General features: G+C 63.0%; 19 protein-coding genes and 1 pseudogene. 10 read left to right on the forward strand and 10 right to left on the reverse strand.

Annotation, left to right across the window (positions count from 1 at the left end; all coding sequences use genetic code 11):
- The first annotated feature begins 151 nt into the window (after positions 1 to 151).
- From NKI29_RS21470 to NKI29_RS21480, 3 genes and pseudogenes are all read left to right on the forward strand, one after another.
- Positions 152 to 952, forward strand: coding sequence for a lytic murein transglycosylase (locus NKI29_RS21470; RefSeq protein ID WP_352570208.1), 801 nt, complete (start codon positions 152 to 154; stop codon positions 950 to 952).
- Positions 953 to 1065: 113 nt separating this feature from the next.
- Positions 1066 to 1488, forward strand: a complete 423-nt coding sequence (locus NKI29_RS21475; RefSeq protein WP_352570036.1) for a DUF4279 domain-containing protein — start codon at positions 1066 to 1068, stop codon at positions 1486 to 1488.
- Between the two features lie 77 nt (positions 1489 to 1565).
- A pseudogene (locus NKI29_RS21480) lies at positions 1566 to 1838 on the forward strand (IS5 family transposase); the annotation flags it as partial.
- A 76-nt stretch (positions 1839 to 1914) separates the two neighbouring features.
- On the opposite strand, the gene NKI29_RS21485 reads toward NKI29_RS21480, so the two are convergent.
- Positions 1915 to 3138 carry an argininosuccinate synthase gene (locus NKI29_RS21485; RefSeq protein ID WP_352570035.1) on the reverse strand — a complete coding sequence of 408 codons (1224 nt, stop codon included), beginning with the start codon at positions 3136 to 3138 and terminating at the stop codon, positions 1915 to 1917.
- A 168-nt stretch (positions 3139 to 3306) separates the two neighbouring features.
- Between NKI29_RS21485 and NKI29_RS21490 the strand changes: the two genes are divergently transcribed.
- Complete coding sequence (locus tag NKI29_RS21490; RefSeq protein ID WP_352797183.1) at positions 3307 to 3948, forward strand: LysE family translocator; 642 nt, start codon at positions 3307 to 3309, stop codon at positions 3946 to 3948.
- Here NKI29_RS21490 and NKI29_RS21495 read toward each other — a convergent pair.
- From NKI29_RS21495 to NKI29_RS21505, 3 genes are all read right to left on the reverse strand, one after another.
- Positions 3920 to 4399, reverse strand: a complete 480-nt coding sequence (locus tag NKI29_RS21495; RefSeq protein WP_023679832.1) for a hypothetical protein — start codon at positions 4397 to 4399, stop codon at positions 3920 to 3922. The two genes, NKI29_RS21490 and NKI29_RS21495, sit on opposite strands and share 29 nt — an antisense overlap.
- Entirely contained in the window at positions 4396 to 5628 is a 1233-nt protein-coding gene (gene rlmN, locus NKI29_RS21500) for a dual-specificity RNA methyltransferase RlmN (RefSeq protein WP_023679831.1), read from the reverse strand. The genes NKI29_RS21495 and rlmN overlap by 4 nt, the downstream gene beginning before the upstream one ends.
- A gap of 266 nt (positions 5629 to 5894) precedes the next feature.
- Complete coding sequence (locus tag NKI29_RS21505; protein WP_023721899.1) at positions 5895 to 6401, reverse strand: invasion associated locus B family protein; 507 nt, start codon at positions 6399 to 6401, stop codon at positions 5895 to 5897.
- Positions 6402 to 6761: 360 nt separating this feature from the next.
- On the opposite strand from NKI29_RS21505, the gene NKI29_RS21510 reads away from it, so the two are divergent.
- Positions 6762 to 7370, forward strand: a complete 609-nt coding sequence (locus tag NKI29_RS21510) for a methyltransferase family protein (protein ID WP_352570032.1) — start codon at positions 6762 to 6764, stop codon at positions 7368 to 7370.
- A gap of 45 nt (positions 7371 to 7415) precedes the next feature.
- Here the strand turns inward: NKI29_RS21510 and NKI29_RS21515 are convergent, their stop codons facing one another.
- From NKI29_RS21515 to NKI29_RS21530, 4 genes are all read right to left on the reverse strand, one after another.
- Complete coding sequence (locus NKI29_RS21515; RefSeq protein ID WP_031212728.1) at positions 7416 to 7778, reverse strand: YkvA family protein; 363 nt, start codon at positions 7776 to 7778, stop codon at positions 7416 to 7418.
- 92 nt (positions 7779 to 7870) lie between these two features.
- Positions 7871 to 8167, reverse strand: coding sequence for a 4a-hydroxytetrahydrobiopterin dehydratase (locus NKI29_RS21520; RefSeq protein WP_023679826.1), 297 nt, complete (start codon positions 8165 to 8167; stop codon positions 7871 to 7873).
- A gap of 6 nt (positions 8168 to 8173) precedes the next feature.
- A complete protein-coding gene (thpR, locus tag NKI29_RS21525) occupies positions 8174 to 8770 on the reverse strand; it encodes an RNA 2',3'-cyclic phosphodiesterase (RefSeq protein ID WP_023679825.1) in 597 nt (198 codons plus the stop codon).
- A gap of 137 nt (positions 8771 to 8907) precedes the next feature.
- Positions 8908 to 9552, reverse strand: a complete 645-nt coding sequence (locus NKI29_RS21530; RefSeq protein WP_023679824.1) for an arylesterase — start codon at positions 9550 to 9552, stop codon at positions 8908 to 8910.
- Positions 9553 to 9659: 107 nt separating this feature from the next.
- Between NKI29_RS21530 and NKI29_RS21535 the strand changes: the two genes are divergently transcribed.
- The 4 genes from NKI29_RS21535 (at position 9660) to NKI29_RS21550 (ending at position 14591) form a co-directional block, all read left to right on the forward strand.
- Positions 9660 to 10370 carry an ABC transporter ATP-binding protein gene (locus tag NKI29_RS21535; RefSeq protein WP_031212726.1) on the forward strand — a complete coding sequence of 237 codons (711 nt, stop codon included), beginning with the start codon at positions 9660 to 9662 and terminating at the stop codon, positions 10368 to 10370.
- Positions 10370 to 12919, forward strand: a complete 2550-nt coding sequence (locus tag NKI29_RS21540; protein ID WP_352570030.1) for an ABC transporter permease — start codon at positions 10370 to 10372, stop codon at positions 12917 to 12919. Before NKI29_RS21535 ends, NKI29_RS21540 begins: the two co-directional genes overlap by 1 nt.
- Before the next feature lie 218 nt (positions 12920 to 13137).
- Positions 13138 to 13917, forward strand: coding sequence for a Bax inhibitor-1/YccA family protein (locus NKI29_RS21545; RefSeq protein WP_254817871.1), 780 nt, complete (start codon positions 13138 to 13140; stop codon positions 13915 to 13917).
- A 110-nt stretch (positions 13918 to 14027) separates the two neighbouring features.
- Positions 14028 to 14591 carry a GNAT family N-acetyltransferase gene (locus NKI29_RS21550; RefSeq protein ID WP_352570029.1) on the forward strand — a complete coding sequence of 188 codons (564 nt, stop codon included), beginning with the start codon at positions 14028 to 14030 and terminating at the stop codon, positions 14589 to 14591.
- A gap of 10 nt (positions 14592 to 14601) precedes the next feature.
- On the opposite strand, the gene NKI29_RS21555 is transcribed toward NKI29_RS21550, so the two are convergent.
- Both NKI29_RS21555 and NKI29_RS21560 read right to left on the reverse strand, forming a co-directional pair.
- Entirely contained in the window at positions 14602 to 14988 is a 387-nt protein-coding gene (locus NKI29_RS21555; protein WP_352797185.1) for a DUF2794 domain-containing protein, read from the reverse strand.
- A 656-nt stretch (positions 14989 to 15644) separates the two neighbouring features.
- Positions 15645 to 16394 (reverse strand): DUF1223 domain-containing protein, encoded by a 750-nt coding sequence (locus tag NKI29_RS21560; RefSeq protein ID WP_352570028.1) that lies wholly within the window; start codon positions 16392 to 16394, stop codon positions 15645 to 15647.
- A 175-nt stretch (positions 16395 to 16569) separates the two neighbouring features.
- Between NKI29_RS21560 and NKI29_RS21565 the strand changes: the two genes are divergently transcribed.
- Positions 16570 to 17250 (forward strand): ceramidase domain-containing protein, encoded by a 681-nt coding sequence (locus NKI29_RS21565; protein WP_352570026.1) that lies wholly within the window; start codon positions 16570 to 16572, stop codon positions 17248 to 17250.
- Positions 17251 to 17308: the final 58 nt, after the last annotated feature.

Consider the following 17308-nt stretch of genomic DNA (forward strand, 5'->3'; position numbering starts at 1 on the left):
CGTAGGCAAATTCCCGGGCATCCGCCAGTGTGGTGGATTTGAAGTTCCTGCTGTATTGAGTGCATCGGCGCAGCGCCGGGACAGTGACAAGCAGGTGTTTCGCAGGCAAGTTCGCAATTGGGAACGTGATTCAGGCAACCAGGAGAGCAGCATGGCATTTCTTGCCAAGGGGAAGATGTTTGTAGTGGCCACGGTGGTGGCGGTGCTTGCGCTGGCGACGGGCGCGCAGGCGGCGGCCAGCTGTGGCAAGAGCGGCGCCGGCTTCGAGGCATGGAAACCGGAGTTCGCCGCGGAGGCAAAGGCCGACGGTGTCGGCTCGAAGGGTCTGGCCGCTCTGTCTCGCGCAACCTACGCGACAAAGACGATCTCCGTCGACCGCGCCATCCATAAGGCTTTCAGCGGCTCGGTGGAAGCTTTCATGAAGCGCCGTGGCGCGTCCGCGATCATTGCCAGGGGCCGTGCGCTGAAGAAGGCCAATGCTGCGCTGTTCGACAAGATCGAACGGAATTACGGCGTGTCGCCGGGCGTGTTGCTCGCCATCTGGGGTATGGAGACCGGCTTCGGTTCCGCCATGGGCAACCAGAATACGGTCTCCGCCATTTTAACGCTGGCCTATGACTGTCGCCGTCCGGAGTTCTTCTACCCGCATGCCATTGCGGCCCTGAAGCTGGTTGATCGCGGAGCGTTGAGCGCCGCGTCGGTCGGTGCCGCGCATGGCGAGATTGGCCACACGCAGTTCCTGCCCGGAAATGTTTTGGCATATGGCGTAGGCAACAAAAACCTGCGCGACAAGGCCACTGCGTTGGCTTCTACCGCCAACTTCCTCAAGGGTCATGGTTGGCGACCGGGCGCCAGCGCGCAGGCGAATATCGGCGCAATTGCTGGCTGGAATTCGGCGAGCGTCTATCAACAGGCCATCGCCCGCATGGCCACGGCGATCGATGCCGACTGACAGGATATAAACGCAAAAATGACTGGGCTCGGTTGGAAGCGCGAGGCGAGCATGAAGAGTCTCGCAACAGCGCAGGGCTTGCCTTGCCCTTTGGAACCTAGCTAGGACAGGCGATGATCTCGCTCTCGATCGTTGATTTCGATGCGGACCCCGAGGGGGTGACTGCGATCCTAAGCCTCGAACCGACACGCATAGTCCGCAAGGGCGACCCGATGCGTAACGGGTCCCCGCGCAAGAAGAATGGATGGAGCCTCGATGGTCCGCGGCAAAGGCTCCGGAGTGGGGCCGAGCACGAGAATGCGGTCAACTACCTGATCGAGCAGATGCGAGGTCGGGAGGAGGCCTTCGCACGGCTGCGGCAGGAAGTGCGGCCAAAGCAGATAACTATCTACGGCGGGTTCTATCAGCCCTACGACGTACAGTGCGGCATTTGGCTTGAGCCGTCTGCGATGAGGGTGCTCGCGGATTGCGGTGTTGGCTGGAGCCTCGACCTTTTTGTTGAGGACGAAGCTCACCAACATGGAAGTGAGGTGTGAGCAGGCGTCCTGTCCCGCATTGGGTCGTTTGCCGACTGGCTGGTTCCAAATTTGAGCGGAGTCTGATTCATAGGGGCATGAGCCGATACGATCTGACCGACTTCGAATGGCGCGTCATCGAGCCGCTTTTGCCCAACAAGCCGCGAGGCGTGCCGCGTGTCGATGACCGTCGCGTGCTGAACGGCATCTTCTGGGTGCTGCGATCGAGTGCGCCATGGCGCGATCTGCCCGAGCGCTACGGCCCTCGCACCACTTGCTACAACCGCTTCGTTCGATGGCGGAAAGCAGGTGTCTGGGATCGGCTGATGGACGTCATTACCGAGGCCCATGACGGCACGGTGCAAGTAATGTGTCTACGTCCTAGTTTTCTCGGATCGTTTTCAGCTTTCACGAGATCGGTAGAGCGCCCAGCCCGCTGTTCGGATGTCAGCGCTGGCGGTTACGCGCCGCCAGTGTCCTCAGCCTGAGCGCGTTGAGGCGGATGAAGCCTTCGGCATCCTTCTGGTCGTAGGCGCCGCGGTCGTCCTCGAAGGTGACCAGCGCGTCGGAATAGAGCGTCTTCCTCGACTTGCGGCCGGTGACCATGACGTTGCCCTTGTAGAGCTTCAGCCGCACGGTGCCTTCGACGTCTTCCTGGCTCTTGTCGATCATTGCCTGCAGCATCAGGCGCTCGGGCGCGAACCAGAAGCCGTTGTAGATCAGCTCGGCATAGCGCGGCATGAACTCGTCCTTGAGGTGGGCCGCACCGCGGTCGAGCGTGATCGATTCGATCGCCCGATGGGCGGCGATCAGGATGGTGCCGCCGGGGGTCTCGTAGACGCCGCGCGATTTCATGCCGACGAAACGGTTCTCGACCAGGTCGAGCCTGCCGATGCCGTTGTCGCGGCCGAGATCGTTCAGCGCCGCCAGCATCGTTGCCGGCGACAGCTTCTTGCCATTGAGCGCAACCGGGTCGCCCTTGAGGAATTCGATCTCGATCTCGGTGACCTCATCCGGCGCATCCATCGGCGAGATGGTGCGCTGGTGGACGAATTCCGGCGGCTCGCTCCACGGGTCTTCCAGCACCTTGCCCTCGGACGACGAATGCAGCAGGTTAGCGTCGACCGAGAAAGGCGCATCGCCCTTCTTGTCCTTCGGCACTGGGATCTGGTGCTGCTCGGCGAAGTTGATGAGATCGGTCCGCGACTTGAACGACCAATCGCGCCACGGCGCGATGACCTTGATGTCGGGGTTGAGCGCATAGGCCGACAGCTCGAAACGCACCTGGTCGTTGCCTTTGCCGGTGGCGCCATGGGCGATCGCATCGGCGCCGGTCTCCCTGGCGATCTCGACAAGATGTTTCGAGATCAGTGGCCGGGCGATCGAGGTGCCGAGCAGATATGTGCCTTCATAGACAGCGTTGGCGCGGAACATCGGGAAGACGAAATCGGATACGAACTCCTCGCGGACATCGACGACGCGGATATCCTTGATGCCCATCATCTCGGCCTTGCGCCTGGCCGGCTCCAGTTCGCCACCCTGGCCTAGATCGGCGGTGAAGGTCACGACCTCGGCGCCGAGCTCGGTCTGCAGCCATTTCAGGATGATCGAGGTGTCAAGGCCGCCGGAATAGGCGAGCACGACTTTCTTGGCGGCTTTTGCTTTCGACATGGTGGGCAGTTCCGCGACAGGGGTTCTTCGCGGGCGAGGTATCACGGCGTTTTAGGCCAGCGCAAGGGACGAACGATGCCTGGACCAAATGCCTCATCTCCAAGAGGCTGGCGAGGACACGGCTCTTGCGGTATGGCTGCGCCGTCTTTTGCCGCCACGAGACGAGCCATGTCCTTCATCCCCGACAGTACGACGCTTATCCAGTTCTCCATCGCCACCTTGATCCTGGCGATCACGCCCGGGCTTGACATGACGCTGTTCGTGTCGCGCACGCTGAGCCAGGGCCGTGCCACCGGCTTTGCCTCGATGGCCGGCGCCTTGTGCGGCACGCTGATCCACACCACGCTGGTGGTGGTCGGCGTCTCGGCGCTGATCGTCGCCTCGCCGATGGCGTTCTTCGTGCTGAAGATTTTTGGCGCCGGCTATCTGGTCTTCCTGGCATGGCAGGCGATCACAAAAGGGTCGGCGTTTTCACCGGAGAAGAAGAGCGGGCCGCAGATCTCGCTGTTCCGCAGCTGGGCGGCGGGGCTCGGGGTCAATCTGCTCAACCCGAAGATCATCCTGTTCTTCATGACCTTCCTGCCGCAATTCGTCTCCGCGCATGATCCCGACGCGCCGGGAAAGCTGTTCTTCCTCGGCGCGATGTTCGTCGTGCTGGCGATCCCGGTGACGGCGCCGATGGTGCTGGCGGCGGAAAAATTCTCGGCCGCGATGAAATCCAGCCCGCGTGTGACCCGCGTCGTCGACTATCTGTTTGCCGGAGTTTTTTCGGCCTTCGCGCTCAAGATCCTGACGGCCCAGGCGAAATAGGGCGTCCGATCTGACGCCAGCTTCCGGCCGAGCGCCCGGCGCTCAGCCAGTAGAAAATACCGCCGACCATGCCGCAGCCGATCACCGCCAGCATGACGCTGGTATTGGTAACCTCGAAATTGGCATCGGCCGTCTGGTGGACGAAGCCAAGGAAGACCGCCGAGACCACAGCACCCGCCAGCGCATAGAACAGCCAGTCACGCCGGCCAAGGATCTCGGAGACGAGGATGGCGATGGCGGCCGGCATGAAGGCGAAATAGGCGACGAACAGCGCGACGAAGGGGATTGAAAACCACAGCGACGCCTGCGCCGCCGGTTGCGTCTCGTCCGTTATCAGCCCAAGAGACGCCAGGAACATGATGTTAAGGAAGGCGCTGGCCGCCAGCGAAGCAACGCCGTAGCCGACAAGGATGACGGCGAAGCGGATCAGATAGGCGCCGACGCGATTCACGCCTCGCCATGCCCCGCGATCATCATCGCTTCCAGCGCCAGCCGGTCGACCTTGCGCATGCGCTCGGAGTCCGACTTGAGCTGGCCGCAGGCGGCGAGGATATCGCGGCCGCGCGGCGTGCGGATCGGCGAGGCATAGCCGGCATTGTTGATGTAATCGGCGAATTTCTCGATCGTTTCCCAGTCCGAGCACTGGTAGTTGGTGCCCGGCCACGGATTGAACGGGATCAGATTGATCTTGGCCGGAATGCCCTTGAGCAGCTTGATCAGCGCCTTGGCGTCGTCGATGGAATCGTTGACGTCCTTCAGCATCACATATTCGAAGGTGATCCGCTTGGCGTTCGACAGGCCTGGATAGGCGCGGCAGGCAGCGATCAGATCCTTCAGCGGATACTTCTTGTTGATGGGCACCAAGAGATCGCGCAAATCGTCATTGGTGGCGTGCAGCGAAATCGCCAGCATCACGCCGATCTCCTCGCCGGTGCGGAAGATTTCGGGCACGACGCCGGAGGTCGAGAGCGTGATGCGCCTCTTCGACAGGGAAAGCCCGTCGCCGTCGGATGCGATAAGCAGCGCCTTCTTCACCGCCTCGAAATTGTAGAGCGGCTCGCCCATGCCCATCATGACGATGTTGGATACTTTGCGGCCTTCGGCCGGCACGATGGCGCCGTCCGGCGTATCGCGGTCGGGGAAATCGCCGAGCCGGTCGCGGGCGGTCAAAAGTTGGGCGAGGATTTCCTCGGCGGTCAGGTTGCGCACCAGTTTCTGCGTGCCGGTGTGGCAGAAGGAGCAGGTCAGGGTGCAGCCGACCTGCGAAGAGATGCACAGCGTGCCGCGGCCTTCTTCGGGAATGTAGACGGTCTCGATCTCGACCGGCCGGCCGGCGCCGCGCGGCGGAAAGCGAAACAGCCATTTGCGCGTGCCGTCGGTGGAGATCTGCTCCTCGACGATTTCGGGCCTGGCGACGGTGAAATGCCTGTCGAGCGCCGCGCGCAGATCCTTGGAGATGTTGAACATGCCGGCAAAGTCGGAAACGCCACGCACATAGATCCAATGCCAGAGCTGTTGGGCGCGCATTTTCGCCTGGCGCTCCGGCACGATGCCGGCGGCGACAAGGGCGGCCCCAAGTTCGGCGCGCGTCAAGCCGATCAGCGACGGTTTTTCAGGCGTCGTGCGGGTGCGCAACGCGTCACGCGCGCCTTCGGCGGTAAGATCGAATGAAAGGGTCATTGTTGCGCCAATATAAGCGATTTGCGGCCGAATACAGCATCGTGCCCGAAATGAAGCGCGGCGCATAGCACAGCTTGATGGCGGAGTCATGCCGGGTTCTTCCTTCTCCCTTTGTGGGAGAAGGTGGCCGAGCGAAGCTCGGTCGGATGAGGGGTGTTCCAGCTTGGCGCCGACGGCGTTCCGTCCAACACCCCTCTTCCGTCTCGGCGCTGCGCGCCGATCCACCTTCTCCCACAAGGGGAGAAGGGAAGACTGCGCCTAACCGCCTACTTGCACTTGGCGATCGAGGCCAGCGCCGCCGAGATGCCCTTCAGCGAGAAGACGTAGGTGGTGGTGTTGCCGCGGCCGGACTTGGCCGACACCTTCATGTCGGTGCCGGTCTTCATCGCGGCGATCAGCACCGGCTCCTCGGCGGCGTTCTCGACCCAGGCCGACTTGCCGCGCGTGAACATCGAAAAAGACTTCTTGTCGATGGTGACGGTGGCCTTGGAACCCTCCTGGAAGGTATAGCCGGCGATGAATTGCGGCTCGTAGGACACTTGCTGCCCCGGCCGCTGGCTGACGAAGAAGAACATGTCGCCGTGATCGAGCGTCGGCGGCTGCTTGTCGGTTGGCACCGTCAGGACATAGCAGACCTTGCCGCCGCCCGACGCCTGATAACTGTAGGTGCCCCAGGCATTATGCTGGCCGATCTTGGTTGCCGACTGCGCCAGCGCGGGCGCCGTCAAGGCCACCAGGGCCAGGCTGGAAACTATAGCAATCAATCCGCGCATCGCTTTTCCCGTATTCCACTGGTGCGGCGGCAGGCCGGCTCGGCGTCCTGCCCGTCGCTTCATTTTGATTTAATCTGGGTTACCAAACGGTGAATTTCCCTGAGAAAAGGATGTTCACGCCAGGAAACCGCCGCCGTCTTCGCGCTGCCGCTCGAAAAAGCGGCTGGCGCACTGTCCCTGCCGCGACTTGGAGGCCACGAAAACGGCAAGAGTTTGACTTTTCAAGCAGCTAGGTCCTTGCAGCCATCCTGGCTTTTCTGATGTACGTGACGAATTTCCCTCCAGATGGTACCATGTCTACGTTCGCCTCCACGACGTTCGGCCAGGGCGCCCTTCTTGGCGGCTACGGGAGATTTGGCCATGGCCGTTTCCGAGACAGTCCTGATCCTGGCGGGCGGCACAGCCGTCCTGGCGATTGTGTTCGGCATTCGTGTCGCCATGCGGCGGGCGGCCGGTGGCGCGGTGCGCCGGTCGGATGCCGGGGAGACGGCGGGCGGATCGGGCGCGCCCGACGTGGCCGGGGTCATTGCGCTGCCACCTTTGATCTTCCTCGGCTTCCTGGTGGCGGCAACCGTGCTCGAGGTGCTCGTGCCGCTCCCGGTCATGGCCGGGCAGGCGCTCGCCCGCTATCTGACCGGCGCCGTGCTCGCGGTGTGCGGCTTCGTGTTCATCTTTATGGCAGCGGGCCGCTTTCAGGCCGCTGGAACCAACATACCACCGACCTTGCCGACGACGGCGCTGGTCGTCGACGGTATCTATCGGCGCACCAGGAATCCGTTCTATCTGGGAACGACCCTCATCTATTTGGGCCTCGGCGTCGCGGCCGGAAGTCTTTGGGCTATTGCGCTCGTCGTCCCGCTGCTGTGGGTGATCAATACCGGCGTAATCGCGCCGGAAGAGCGCTATCTCGAGCGGAAGTTCGGAGATGCCTATCGCGCCTACAAGGCGCGGGTGCGGCGGTGGGTTTGACGGCCGGAAAGTCGGTTCTCACGCGATTTTTTGCGCCGTACCGGCTCAGCTCTTGTCGGCGATGGCCTGCCTGGCGGCGAGCCGGTGCGCCGGCGTGATGTGGGCGCTGACGGCGGTAATCGCGGCGGTCAGCACGGCGATGTCGTCGGTGAAGCCTAGCCCAAGGATGAAATCGGGGATGACGTCTGTCGGCAGCACGAAATAGCCGAGCGCAGCCAGCAAGGTGCCCTTGGCGCGCAGCGGCGTCTTCTTGTCCATGGCACAGTAATAGGCGGCGACCACCTCTTCCATGAACGGGATCTGCCGGGCGGCCTTCTTCGCCGTACGCCAGAACTTTTCGCGCACTTCGCTCTCGTTGCCCGGCTTGCTGCCGAGGCCAAAGAAATCAAAACCGGATTTTTGCGCCATCAACCTCTCCTTGCGGCCGTCGCGTGACTTCACGCGTGACCGCGAGGCAAAATGTGGTGAAAGCCGAACCTCGCTGCAAGGTGCAGATAGGCTCAGCCGCCGAAATAGCGGTTCATTTTCCTGGCCAGATCGAAATCCAGCGCGGTCAGGCCGCCGGCGTCGTGCGTGTTGAGGGTCACGTTTACCGTCTTATAGACGTTCGACCAGTCGGGATGGTGGTCCATCTTCTCCGCGGCCAGGGCAACGCGGGTCATGAAGGCAAAGGCTTCGGAGAAATTCTTGAAGGTGAAGCTGCGGGTGATCGAGCCACCATCCTTGGCCAGCGACCAGCCGTCGAGGCCGGCAAGTTCGGCGCGGATCGCCTCTTTTGCTAGTTTCTCCCTGGCCATGTCCGTCTACCGCATGATCCGCGAAGCGTCGGCGGCGCCGACCAAACGGCTGGCGACGCGGTTGTCAGCACCTGAAAGCGGCCAGGCTTCCTCGACGACATAAGGCCCGCCGCCGACCGAATCGCGTGACGACATCAGCACGAAGCGGCCGATCCGGAACGGCAGCGTCGAAAAATTGCCGCGCGCCGACAGATACTGGGCGACGTCGAGCGGGCTCGAATTGCGCAGGCGGGCCAGCGTCACATGCGGCGTGAACTTGCGCGGGTCGGCCGGGATGCCGAGCCGCTGGCAGATGCGATCGATCTCGGCCTGCAATGCGGAAAGATCGGGCGAAGCGGCGACCCCGGCCCACACCGCATGCGGCTTCTTCTGGCCGAAGGCGCCGACGCCGGACAGCGTCAGCGGGAAGGACGGGCGGTGAACACGGTCGAGCGCATTGGCGATGTCGTCGGCGACATGGCCCTCGACATCGCCGATGAAGCGCAGCGTCAGATGATAGTTTTCGACGTCGATCCAGCGGGCTCCGGGCAGGCCGCCCCTGAGCAGGGACAGCGAAAGAGCGGCATCACGCGGTATCTCGAGGGCGGTAAAAAGACGCGGCATGGCAAGCCTCCTGTCCTCGAATCGAACTCTTGCCCCTAGCGAATCATCGATATTCAAACGGGGCAAGGGGTTTGTTGGTCGCAGGCCTGCCTAAAAGCTTCCCCTGCGGAAGGTGTTGCGACGGCGAACCCTCGCCTTCAGGAATTGCCCCGGACCGCTTCAATGGTCTTCTCCACACTGGGCAGGATACCCTCGACGATGCGGTCGACGCCTCGGGCGTTTGGATGAAGGCCGTCCTCGAGTTGCAGGACGGATTGACCGGCGATGCCCTCGAGAAAGAAAGGATAGAGCGGCACGCCATATTTTTCAGCCAGTCTCGGAAAGGTCGCGTCGAAGGCGTTCTGGTAGTCGGCGCCGAGATTGGGCGCCGCGCGCATTCCGGCAAGCAAAACGGCGATCTTGCGCTGCTTCAGTTTTGCCAGCATGGCGTCCAGGTTCCTTTCCGCTATGGCGGGCGAAACGCCGCGCAGCATGTCATTGGCGCCGAGCTCCAGGATGACCAGCTGCGTGCCGTCCGGCACCGACCAGTCGAGCCGCGACAGGCCGCCGCTCGTCGTATCGCCGGAGACGCCGGCGTTGGCGACCGTGACATCGTAGCCCTTGGCGCGCAGCGCCGCCTGCAGCTTCTCGGTGAAGCCCTGACCTGGCCCGAGGCCATAACCCGCCATCAAGCTGTCGCCGAAACCGACAATGGTGAACGGTTCGGCGCGCGCCGACGAAATGGCGCCGCAAATGGCGAGGAAAAGGGCGAAGGCTGCGGCAAAGGTGTGTTTGAAAGCCATGCGGCAGGCCCCATATGACCAGGAACATCTGTTGGCGAAGGCAGGTTTTCGTCTTTGTCGAGCATCGGATGCACTAGCCTTCATCCCCCATATAGGACGATTTGATTTTGGAAGAAGCCGTCATTTCGCTGAAAGACGTATCGCTGACGCTCGGCGAAGGTGCATCCTCGGTCCATGTGCTGAAGGGCGTCAGCCTCGATGTGGCGGGCGGCGAAGCGACCGGCATCGTTGGACCTTCAGGTTCGGGAAAGTCGACATTGCTGATGGTTTTGGCCGGGCTTGAAAGGGTCGATTCGGGCACGGTCCGAATTGCCGGCGAGCTGCTCAACGGCAAAAGCGAAGATCAGATCGCATCGTTTCGGGGACGAAACATCGGCATCGTGTTCCAGTCTTTCCATCTCATCCCCAATATGACGGCGCTGGAAAACGTTGCCGTCCCGCTGGAGCTTGCCGGCCATGTCGATCCGTTCGGCGTAGCGGCACGCGAGCTGGCGGCGGTCGGTCTCAGCGATCGCGTCACCCATTACCCCGGCGAATTGTCTGGCGGCGAGCAACAGCGCGTGGCGATCGCCCGGGCACTGGCGCCGTCGCCGCGCATCCTGATCGCCGACGAGCCGACCGGCAATCTCGACCAGGCAACGGGGCGGCACGTCGCCGACCTGCTGTTTGCCAAGGCGGCCGAACGCGGCATGACGCTGGTGCTGGTCACGCATGACCCGCTACTCGCGGCGCGCTGCTCGCGCCAGGTGTCGATGCGGTCGGGGCTGATCGAAGACGCGCCTAAGCCGGCCACCAGGGCTGGCAAGGTGACCGCCTGATGCCGCTGGCGCAAACGCTGAGGCTCGCCTTTCGGTTTTCGCTGCGAGAAATGCGTGGCGGGCTGTCCGGCTTCCTGATCTTCCTTGCCTGCATCGCGCTCGGCGTCGCTGCGATCGGCGGCGTCAATTCGGTGGCGCAGGCTATTTCCGCCGGTGTTGCCGACCAGGGCCAGACGCTGCTCGGCGGTGATCTCCGCTTCCAGCTCAACCAACGCGATCCGACCAGAGCCGAACGCAGCTTCCTCGACCGGCTTGGCACGGTTTCGCACAGCGCCAATATGCGCTCGATGGCGAGGCTCGAGGACGGCTCCGACCAGGCGCTGGTCGAGGCCAAGGCGGTCGACGGCGCCTATCCGCTCTATGGTGCGCTGGAGACCGAGCCGGTGCTGTCGCGAGAGGATCTGTTCGGCGAAAAATCCGGCGTCTTCGGCGCCGCCGCCCCGGACCTCTTGTTCGAGCGGCTGAACCTTGGCATCGGTGACCGGCTAAAGCTCGGCAGCGCGACGTTCGAGCTGCGCGCCAGGCTGGTCAACGAGCCGGATGCAGTGTCGGATGGCTTCGGTTTTGCGCCGCGGCTGATGGTGTCGACCGACGGGCTTGCCGCTTCCGGCCTGATCCAGCCGGGCAGCCTGGTCGAGAACGCCTATAAGGTCCGCCTGCCCGGCGGCACCACTGAGGCACAGATCAAGGCGATCCAGGAGCAGGCGGCAAACCAGTTCCCGCAGGCCGGCTGGTCGATCCGCACCCGCAGCAACGCAGCGCCGGCGCTGTCCTCGAATATCGAGCGGTTTTCGCAATTCCTGACGCTGGTTGGGTTGACGGCGCTGGTGGTCGGCGGCGTCGGCGTGGCCAATGCCGTGCGTGCCTATCTCGACGGCAAGCGCGGCGTCATCGCCACCTTCAAGAGCCTGGGGGCTTCGGGCGGGTTCGTCTTTGCCGTCTATCTGGTGCAGATCCTGATGATCGCCGCCCTCGGCATCACGCTAGGCCTTGTACTTGGCGCGCTGATGCCGTTCGCGGCCAGCGCGGCACTCCAATCGGTCATTCCAGTGCCGGCGGAAGGTGGGTTCTATCCCGGCGCCCTCGGCATGGCAGCGCTGTTCGGGCTGCTGGTGACGCTGGCTTTCGCCTTGCTGCCGCTCGGCCGCGCCCGCGACGTGCCGGCAACGGCGCTGTTTCGCGAAATGGGTTTCGAGGGCCGCGGTTTTCCCCGCCCGCTCTATATCGCCGCGGCATTGGGCATCGCGCTGCTGCTCGCGGTACTGGCGATCCTGTTTTCCGGCGACCGCCGTATTGCCTCGATCTTCGTTGGCGCCACGATCTTTTCGTTCCTGGTGCTGCGTGTGGTCGGCTCGCTGGTGCAGTGGGCGGCGAAGAAAGGCCCGCGCGTGCGCTCGACCGCGCTCAGGCTCGCCATCGGCAACATCCATCGGCCTGGCGCCTTGACGCCGTCCGTGGTGCTGTCGTTGGGACTCGGGCTGACGCTGCTGGTGACGCTGGCGCTGATCGACGGCAATCTGAGGCGGCAGATCTCGGGCAGCCTGCCGGAAAGGGCACCGAACTTCTTCTACGTCGATATCCAGAGCGGTGACGTCGATGCCTTCTCCGCGCTGGTCGGCAAAGAGGCACCGCAAGGCAAGCTGATCAAGGTGCCGATGCTGCGCGGCCGGGTGATGGCGCTCAACGGCGTCGATGTCGACAAGGTCAAGGTTCCGGCCGAAGGCGCCTGGGTACTGCGCGGCGATCGCGGCCTGACCTATGACGCAAAGCTGCCGGAGAATGCGACGCTGACCGAGGGCAGCTGGTGGCCGGAGAACTATGCCGGCGAGCCGCTGGTCTCGTTTTCCGCCGAGGAAGGCAAAGAGATCGGGCTGAAGCTCGGCGACACCATCACCGTCAACGTGCTCGGCCGCAACATCACGGCCAAGATCGCCAATTTCCGCCAGGTCGAATGGGAAACCATGGGCATCAATTTCGTCATGGTGTTCTCGCCCAACACATTCGCTGGTGCGCCGCATGGCTGGTTGGCGACGCTGACCGAGACGAATGCGTCGGCAGCCGACGATGCGCATCTTCTCAACGCCGTCACGCGTGCCTTTCCCGCGGTGACGACGGTCAGGGTCAAGGACGCGCTCGAAATCGTCAACCGGCTGGTGGCGCAGCTCGGCACAGCAATCAGGGCAGCAGCGGGCGTGGCGTTGATCGCCTCGGTGCTGGTGCTGGCCGGGGCGCTCGCCGCCGGCAACCGGGCTCGCATTCACGACGCGGTGGTGCTGAAGACCCTGGGTGCGACCAGGAAAACGCTGATCGCCGCGTTTTCGCTGGAATACATGCTGATCGGCCTTGCCACTGCGATCTTCGCGCTGGCGGCGGGCGGTGTGGCGGCGTGGTTCGTCGTCGCGCGCATCATGACGCTGCCATCGCACTTCATGCCCGAAGTGGCGGTGGCGACCATCGGCTTTTCGCTGGTGGTCACGGTCGGCATCGGCCTTGCCGGCACGTGGCGGGTGTTGGGCCACAAGGCGGCGCCGGTGCTGCGGAATCTTTGAGCCAGAGCCGTTTTTGATTAAATCTCGGTAATGTTCCGGGCGGGAAGGCCAATAAAACCGTATCTCTGGCACTTCACGGAGCATTACGCTTGGTTACGGTCTTGTCCTTTACGCCAAGAACCATCATATTTCGGCGCAGGCATGCTGGAGCCCCGCCAGCGGCGCCTGGGTTCAAAGGACCTGACACCGGACGGGGCAGAAGCAATATGAGGATTTCCATGGCTGATCCCGTTCGCAATTATCAGACGCGCGCCGTGCCCGGCGCCGGCGTCGATGCTGCCATCGACCAGGGCCTGCGGGCCTACATGATCAAGGTCTACAATCTGATGGGGCTTGGCCTCCTCATCACCGGCCTTGCCGCGGTCGGCACAATCATGCTGGCCACCACCAGCGATCCCGCCTCGGCCGTCGCGACGTTGCCAAGCGGCGAGATGCTGACCTCGTTCGGCTACGCGATCTTTGGTTCGCCGCTGAAATGGCTGGTGATCTTTGCCCCGCTGGCAGCGGTGATGTTCCTGTCGTTCCGAGTCCAGTCGATGAGCGTTTCGGCCGCGCAGACGACGTTCTGGGTCTACGCCGGCCTCGTCGGCCTGTCGCTGTCGTCGATCTTCCTGGTCTACACCACCGCCAGTATCTCGCAGACCTTCTTCGCCACCGCCGCCGCCTTTGGCGGGCTGTCGCTCTACGGCTACACGACCAAGCGCGATCTCTCGGCGTTCGGGTCGTTCCTGGTCATGGGCCTGGTCGGCCTGATCATCGCGATGGTGATCAACATCTTCCTGCAGTCGTCGGCGCTTTCCTTCGCCGTTTCGGCGATCGGCGTGCTGATCTTCGCGGGCCTCACCGCCTACGACACGCAGAACATCAAGGAGATGTACTTCGAGGGCGACGAGACTGATGTCGCCGGCCGCAAGGCGATTATGGGCGCATTGAGGCTCTATCTCGACTTCATCAACCTGTTTATGTTCCTGTTGCAGTTCATGGGCGACCGTCGCTAAATACGGTTTTCCTGGACCAGCGAGTTTGGAAAGGGCGGCCCAATGGCCGCCCTTTTCTTTTGTGCCGGCTTTTGCTGTGATATAGGGCAGATGAACGACGTGCCTAAATTATGAGCAGCATCACCTTGCGGGCCGCGACGTCGGCCGATCTCGACCGGATCACGGAAATCTATGCCGACGCGGTAACGAATGGCACGGCGAGCTATGAACTCGAACCGCCAAGCCGCACCGAGATGGGCGCGCGCTTCGACAGCCTGATGGCGGGCGGCTTTCCCTATCTCGTTGCGGAAAAGACCGGCGCCGTGCTCGGCTATGCCTATGCCGGGGCGTTCCGGCCACGCCCGGCCTACCGCTTCGTCGTTGAGGATTCCGTCTATGTCGCGCCCGAGGCCAAAGGGCAAGGCGTCGGGCTGCTCTTGATGCAAGGGCTGATCGAGGCGGCCAAGGTGGCGGGTTTTCGCCAGATCATCGCGGTGATCGGCGACGGCCGGCCCGACAGCGCCTCGGTACGGCTGCACGAGAAGCTCGGCTTTCGTCATTCCGGCCGCCTGGAAGGCTCCGGCTACAAGCACGGGCGTTGGCTGGACACGGTGTTCATGCAGCTGCCGATCAATGGCGGGGCGTCCATCCCGCCTGATCCGCAATCGCTGCCCGAGCGGAAGTTCCAACAGTAAAAATAAAGGGTTACGCCTCGACCAGCTTCAGTGTTCGGTCGAACACGCCAAGCACCCGGCCGAGTTCCTGGCCGCGCTTGAGGATGCGCCCGCCGGCGGCGATGAGGGCGAACGCGCCTTGCCGGCGCGCCAGCTTCGGATCCTTGACGATCTGGAAAAGCGGCACTTCGCTGGTGCGGCGGAAGACGGAAAAAACGGCGCGGTCGGCGAGATGGTCGATGGCATAGTCGCGCCACTCGTTGGCGGCAACCATACGGCCGTAGAGCCTGAGGATCTGGTCCAGTTCGCGCCGGTCGAACCGCACCGGCTGGTCGAGGCGTTCGCGTCTTGCCTCATGCAGCGGGATCAATATTGCGGATGCGTCCCCATCCTCCGTCCCGCTGCTGCGATCAGTCATGCCTGGATCCTCGCAATGAATCGTACGCCGACCAAAGTTGGCGCTTTCGTTGCCGAATTGCAAGGCCCGGCCGGGCAAGGCCAGCACCGCGCGGTTTCTCCAGCGTCCAGTCACGTTTGCGAAACGCCTGTTGGAATTGGTGATGCTTCGCCACAATCCTGCCTTTTTTTATCCGTGCTCATGCCCCAATGTCCGACGAATTTACCGGTGTTGCCTGAGACGGTTCGGTCCGGCACCGGCTCGTAAACCCCAAGCCCCCCGCCCACGGGTCTGCGTCGGATCGAACCAACCTCGGTTTTTCCTTGGAAAGATCGGGTGCGACGATCCCAAAACCTAAATGACCGGCGTCAGAAGCAAGCTGACGCCGGTTTTTTATTGGCCGGCCGGTGGGATCGCCTCCGAAGCGGGGGGCACGTTAAGATGGCCATGCAGGGGCCCTAATTGCGTTATGACCGTCGGTCTGCGCAGCCCCTCATTGCCCTGCCGGGCATTTCTCCCCGTATAGCGACGGGGAGAAAGACGCAGACGGCTGCGGTTTTGCCAATCACCAGCGTTGCACGAAGAACGCCGATACCGCGGCCAGTTTCCCTTCTCCCCGTCACTATACCGGGTAGAAGGTGCCGGCAGGCGGATGAGGGGCAGCGCGACGTTTCGGTTCAAGGCTTGCGGATAAAGGCTGCACCCAGGATCGGACCGGGCATGCCGTCCTTGCCAACTGATTGCAGCAGCACGGCGCAGCCACCCTTCTTGGCGATCTCGCTCATCGGCAGTTCGTAGCGCTGCGCCTTGCCGTGCCACATGCCGGCGGTCTGGATGGTGGAGACGGCGTTCCAGTAGGTCATGCTGCGGCCGCTGTTTTCGCCCTTGCCGATCTTTATCGTCTGTGGCGGGTTGAAATAGACGATGACGACATGCGCGTCGGTGGGGCCGGTCACGGCGTCGCCGGCATCGATCATGACGCGATCGCTGGTCCGGCTGACCTTGATGCCGACGCGCATGCCTTCGCCGACCCTCTCCATGCGGGCCAGCGCGCCGTCGACTTCCTTGCGGCTGGCGCCGTTGACATGGCTGCGGCCGTTTATGACGGCTTGCGGGGTGTAGACGGAACGACTGCCGAAGGCGCGCATATACTCGTATTGCCGCTCGGTATTTTCCTTGCGGCTCAGCGTGTCCTGCCAGCCGAGGTAATCCCAATAATCGACATGATAGGCGAGCGCGACGATGTCCTCCTTGGCGGCAAGCTCGGCGAAGAATTCGTCGGCCGGCGGACAGGAGTTGCATCCCTGGCTGGTGAAGAGCTCGACGACGCCTAATGGCTTGTCGGTTGGCTCGGCAAGGACCCTGCCGGCCAATGCCGAGAGGGCCAGCGCAAGGGCCGCAAGCCGCAATGGTCTTCGAGATGGCATGGCCGTTCCGATCCCGCCGGTGACGCCGGCTTTGTTCTGGTTGTCGAAATATGTGGCAGAAGCGGCAGTCAACGGGAAGTCACGTTGCGGTGAAATTTTGCCGTTGCAACCACTGGCAAGGGCGCAATAGGTGGACTTGCACTACACGATGGAAGCGATTCGGGCGGCAATCAGCATGTGGCAATCTCTCCTGGCGCCGGTCGACCTCTATTGCGAACGGATGGGGCCGGAATTCTGGGCCGAACCGCTCAATGCGCTGAGCAATCTGGCTTTTTTTGCCGCCGGGCTATGGGGTGTCTGGCAGGTGCGCAAGCGCGGCACCGGCACCTTCGCCGAAGTGCTGGCCTGGTGGGTGGTGGCGATCGGCGTCGGCTCGTCGCTGTTCCACACCTTTGCCACAAGGGCAATGATCCTGGCCGACGTGCTGCCCATTGCAGGGTTCACGCTGGCCTACACGCTGTTCAACCTGCGACGTTTTCTCGGCATGAAATGGGGCAGGGCGATCGCCATCTTCGTCGCCTTTTACGCCGTTGCCGGGCTGGTGACCTTTGCCGTGCCCGACTGGCTGCGCCAGGCGTCGAACGGGACGACCGGCTATCTGCCTCCGTTTCTGGCGCTCGCCTTCTTCGGCGCCTGGGTGGCGGCCAGCGGCAATCGCGCCGGCTGGTACAATCTGGCGGGTTCGGCGATCTTCGTCGTGTCGGTCATCTGCAGGATGATCGATCCGCTGGTCTGCGGCGGCTTTCCGCTCGGCACGCATTTCCTGTGGCACATATTCAACGGGCTGATGCTCGGCGTGCTGCTGGCGGCGACAGCGCGGTTTGGAAAGCCGGGAATTGGGGGAATAGGGCAGTAGGGCAGTAGGGCAGTAGGGGAATAAGTCGCTTCTCCTTGCTTCACCCTACTGCCCTACT

It is taken from the genome of Mesorhizobium sp. M0678, assembly GCF_040320505.1.
Classification (GTDB): domain Bacteria; phylum Pseudomonadota; class Alphaproteobacteria; order Rhizobiales; family Rhizobiaceae; genus Mesorhizobium.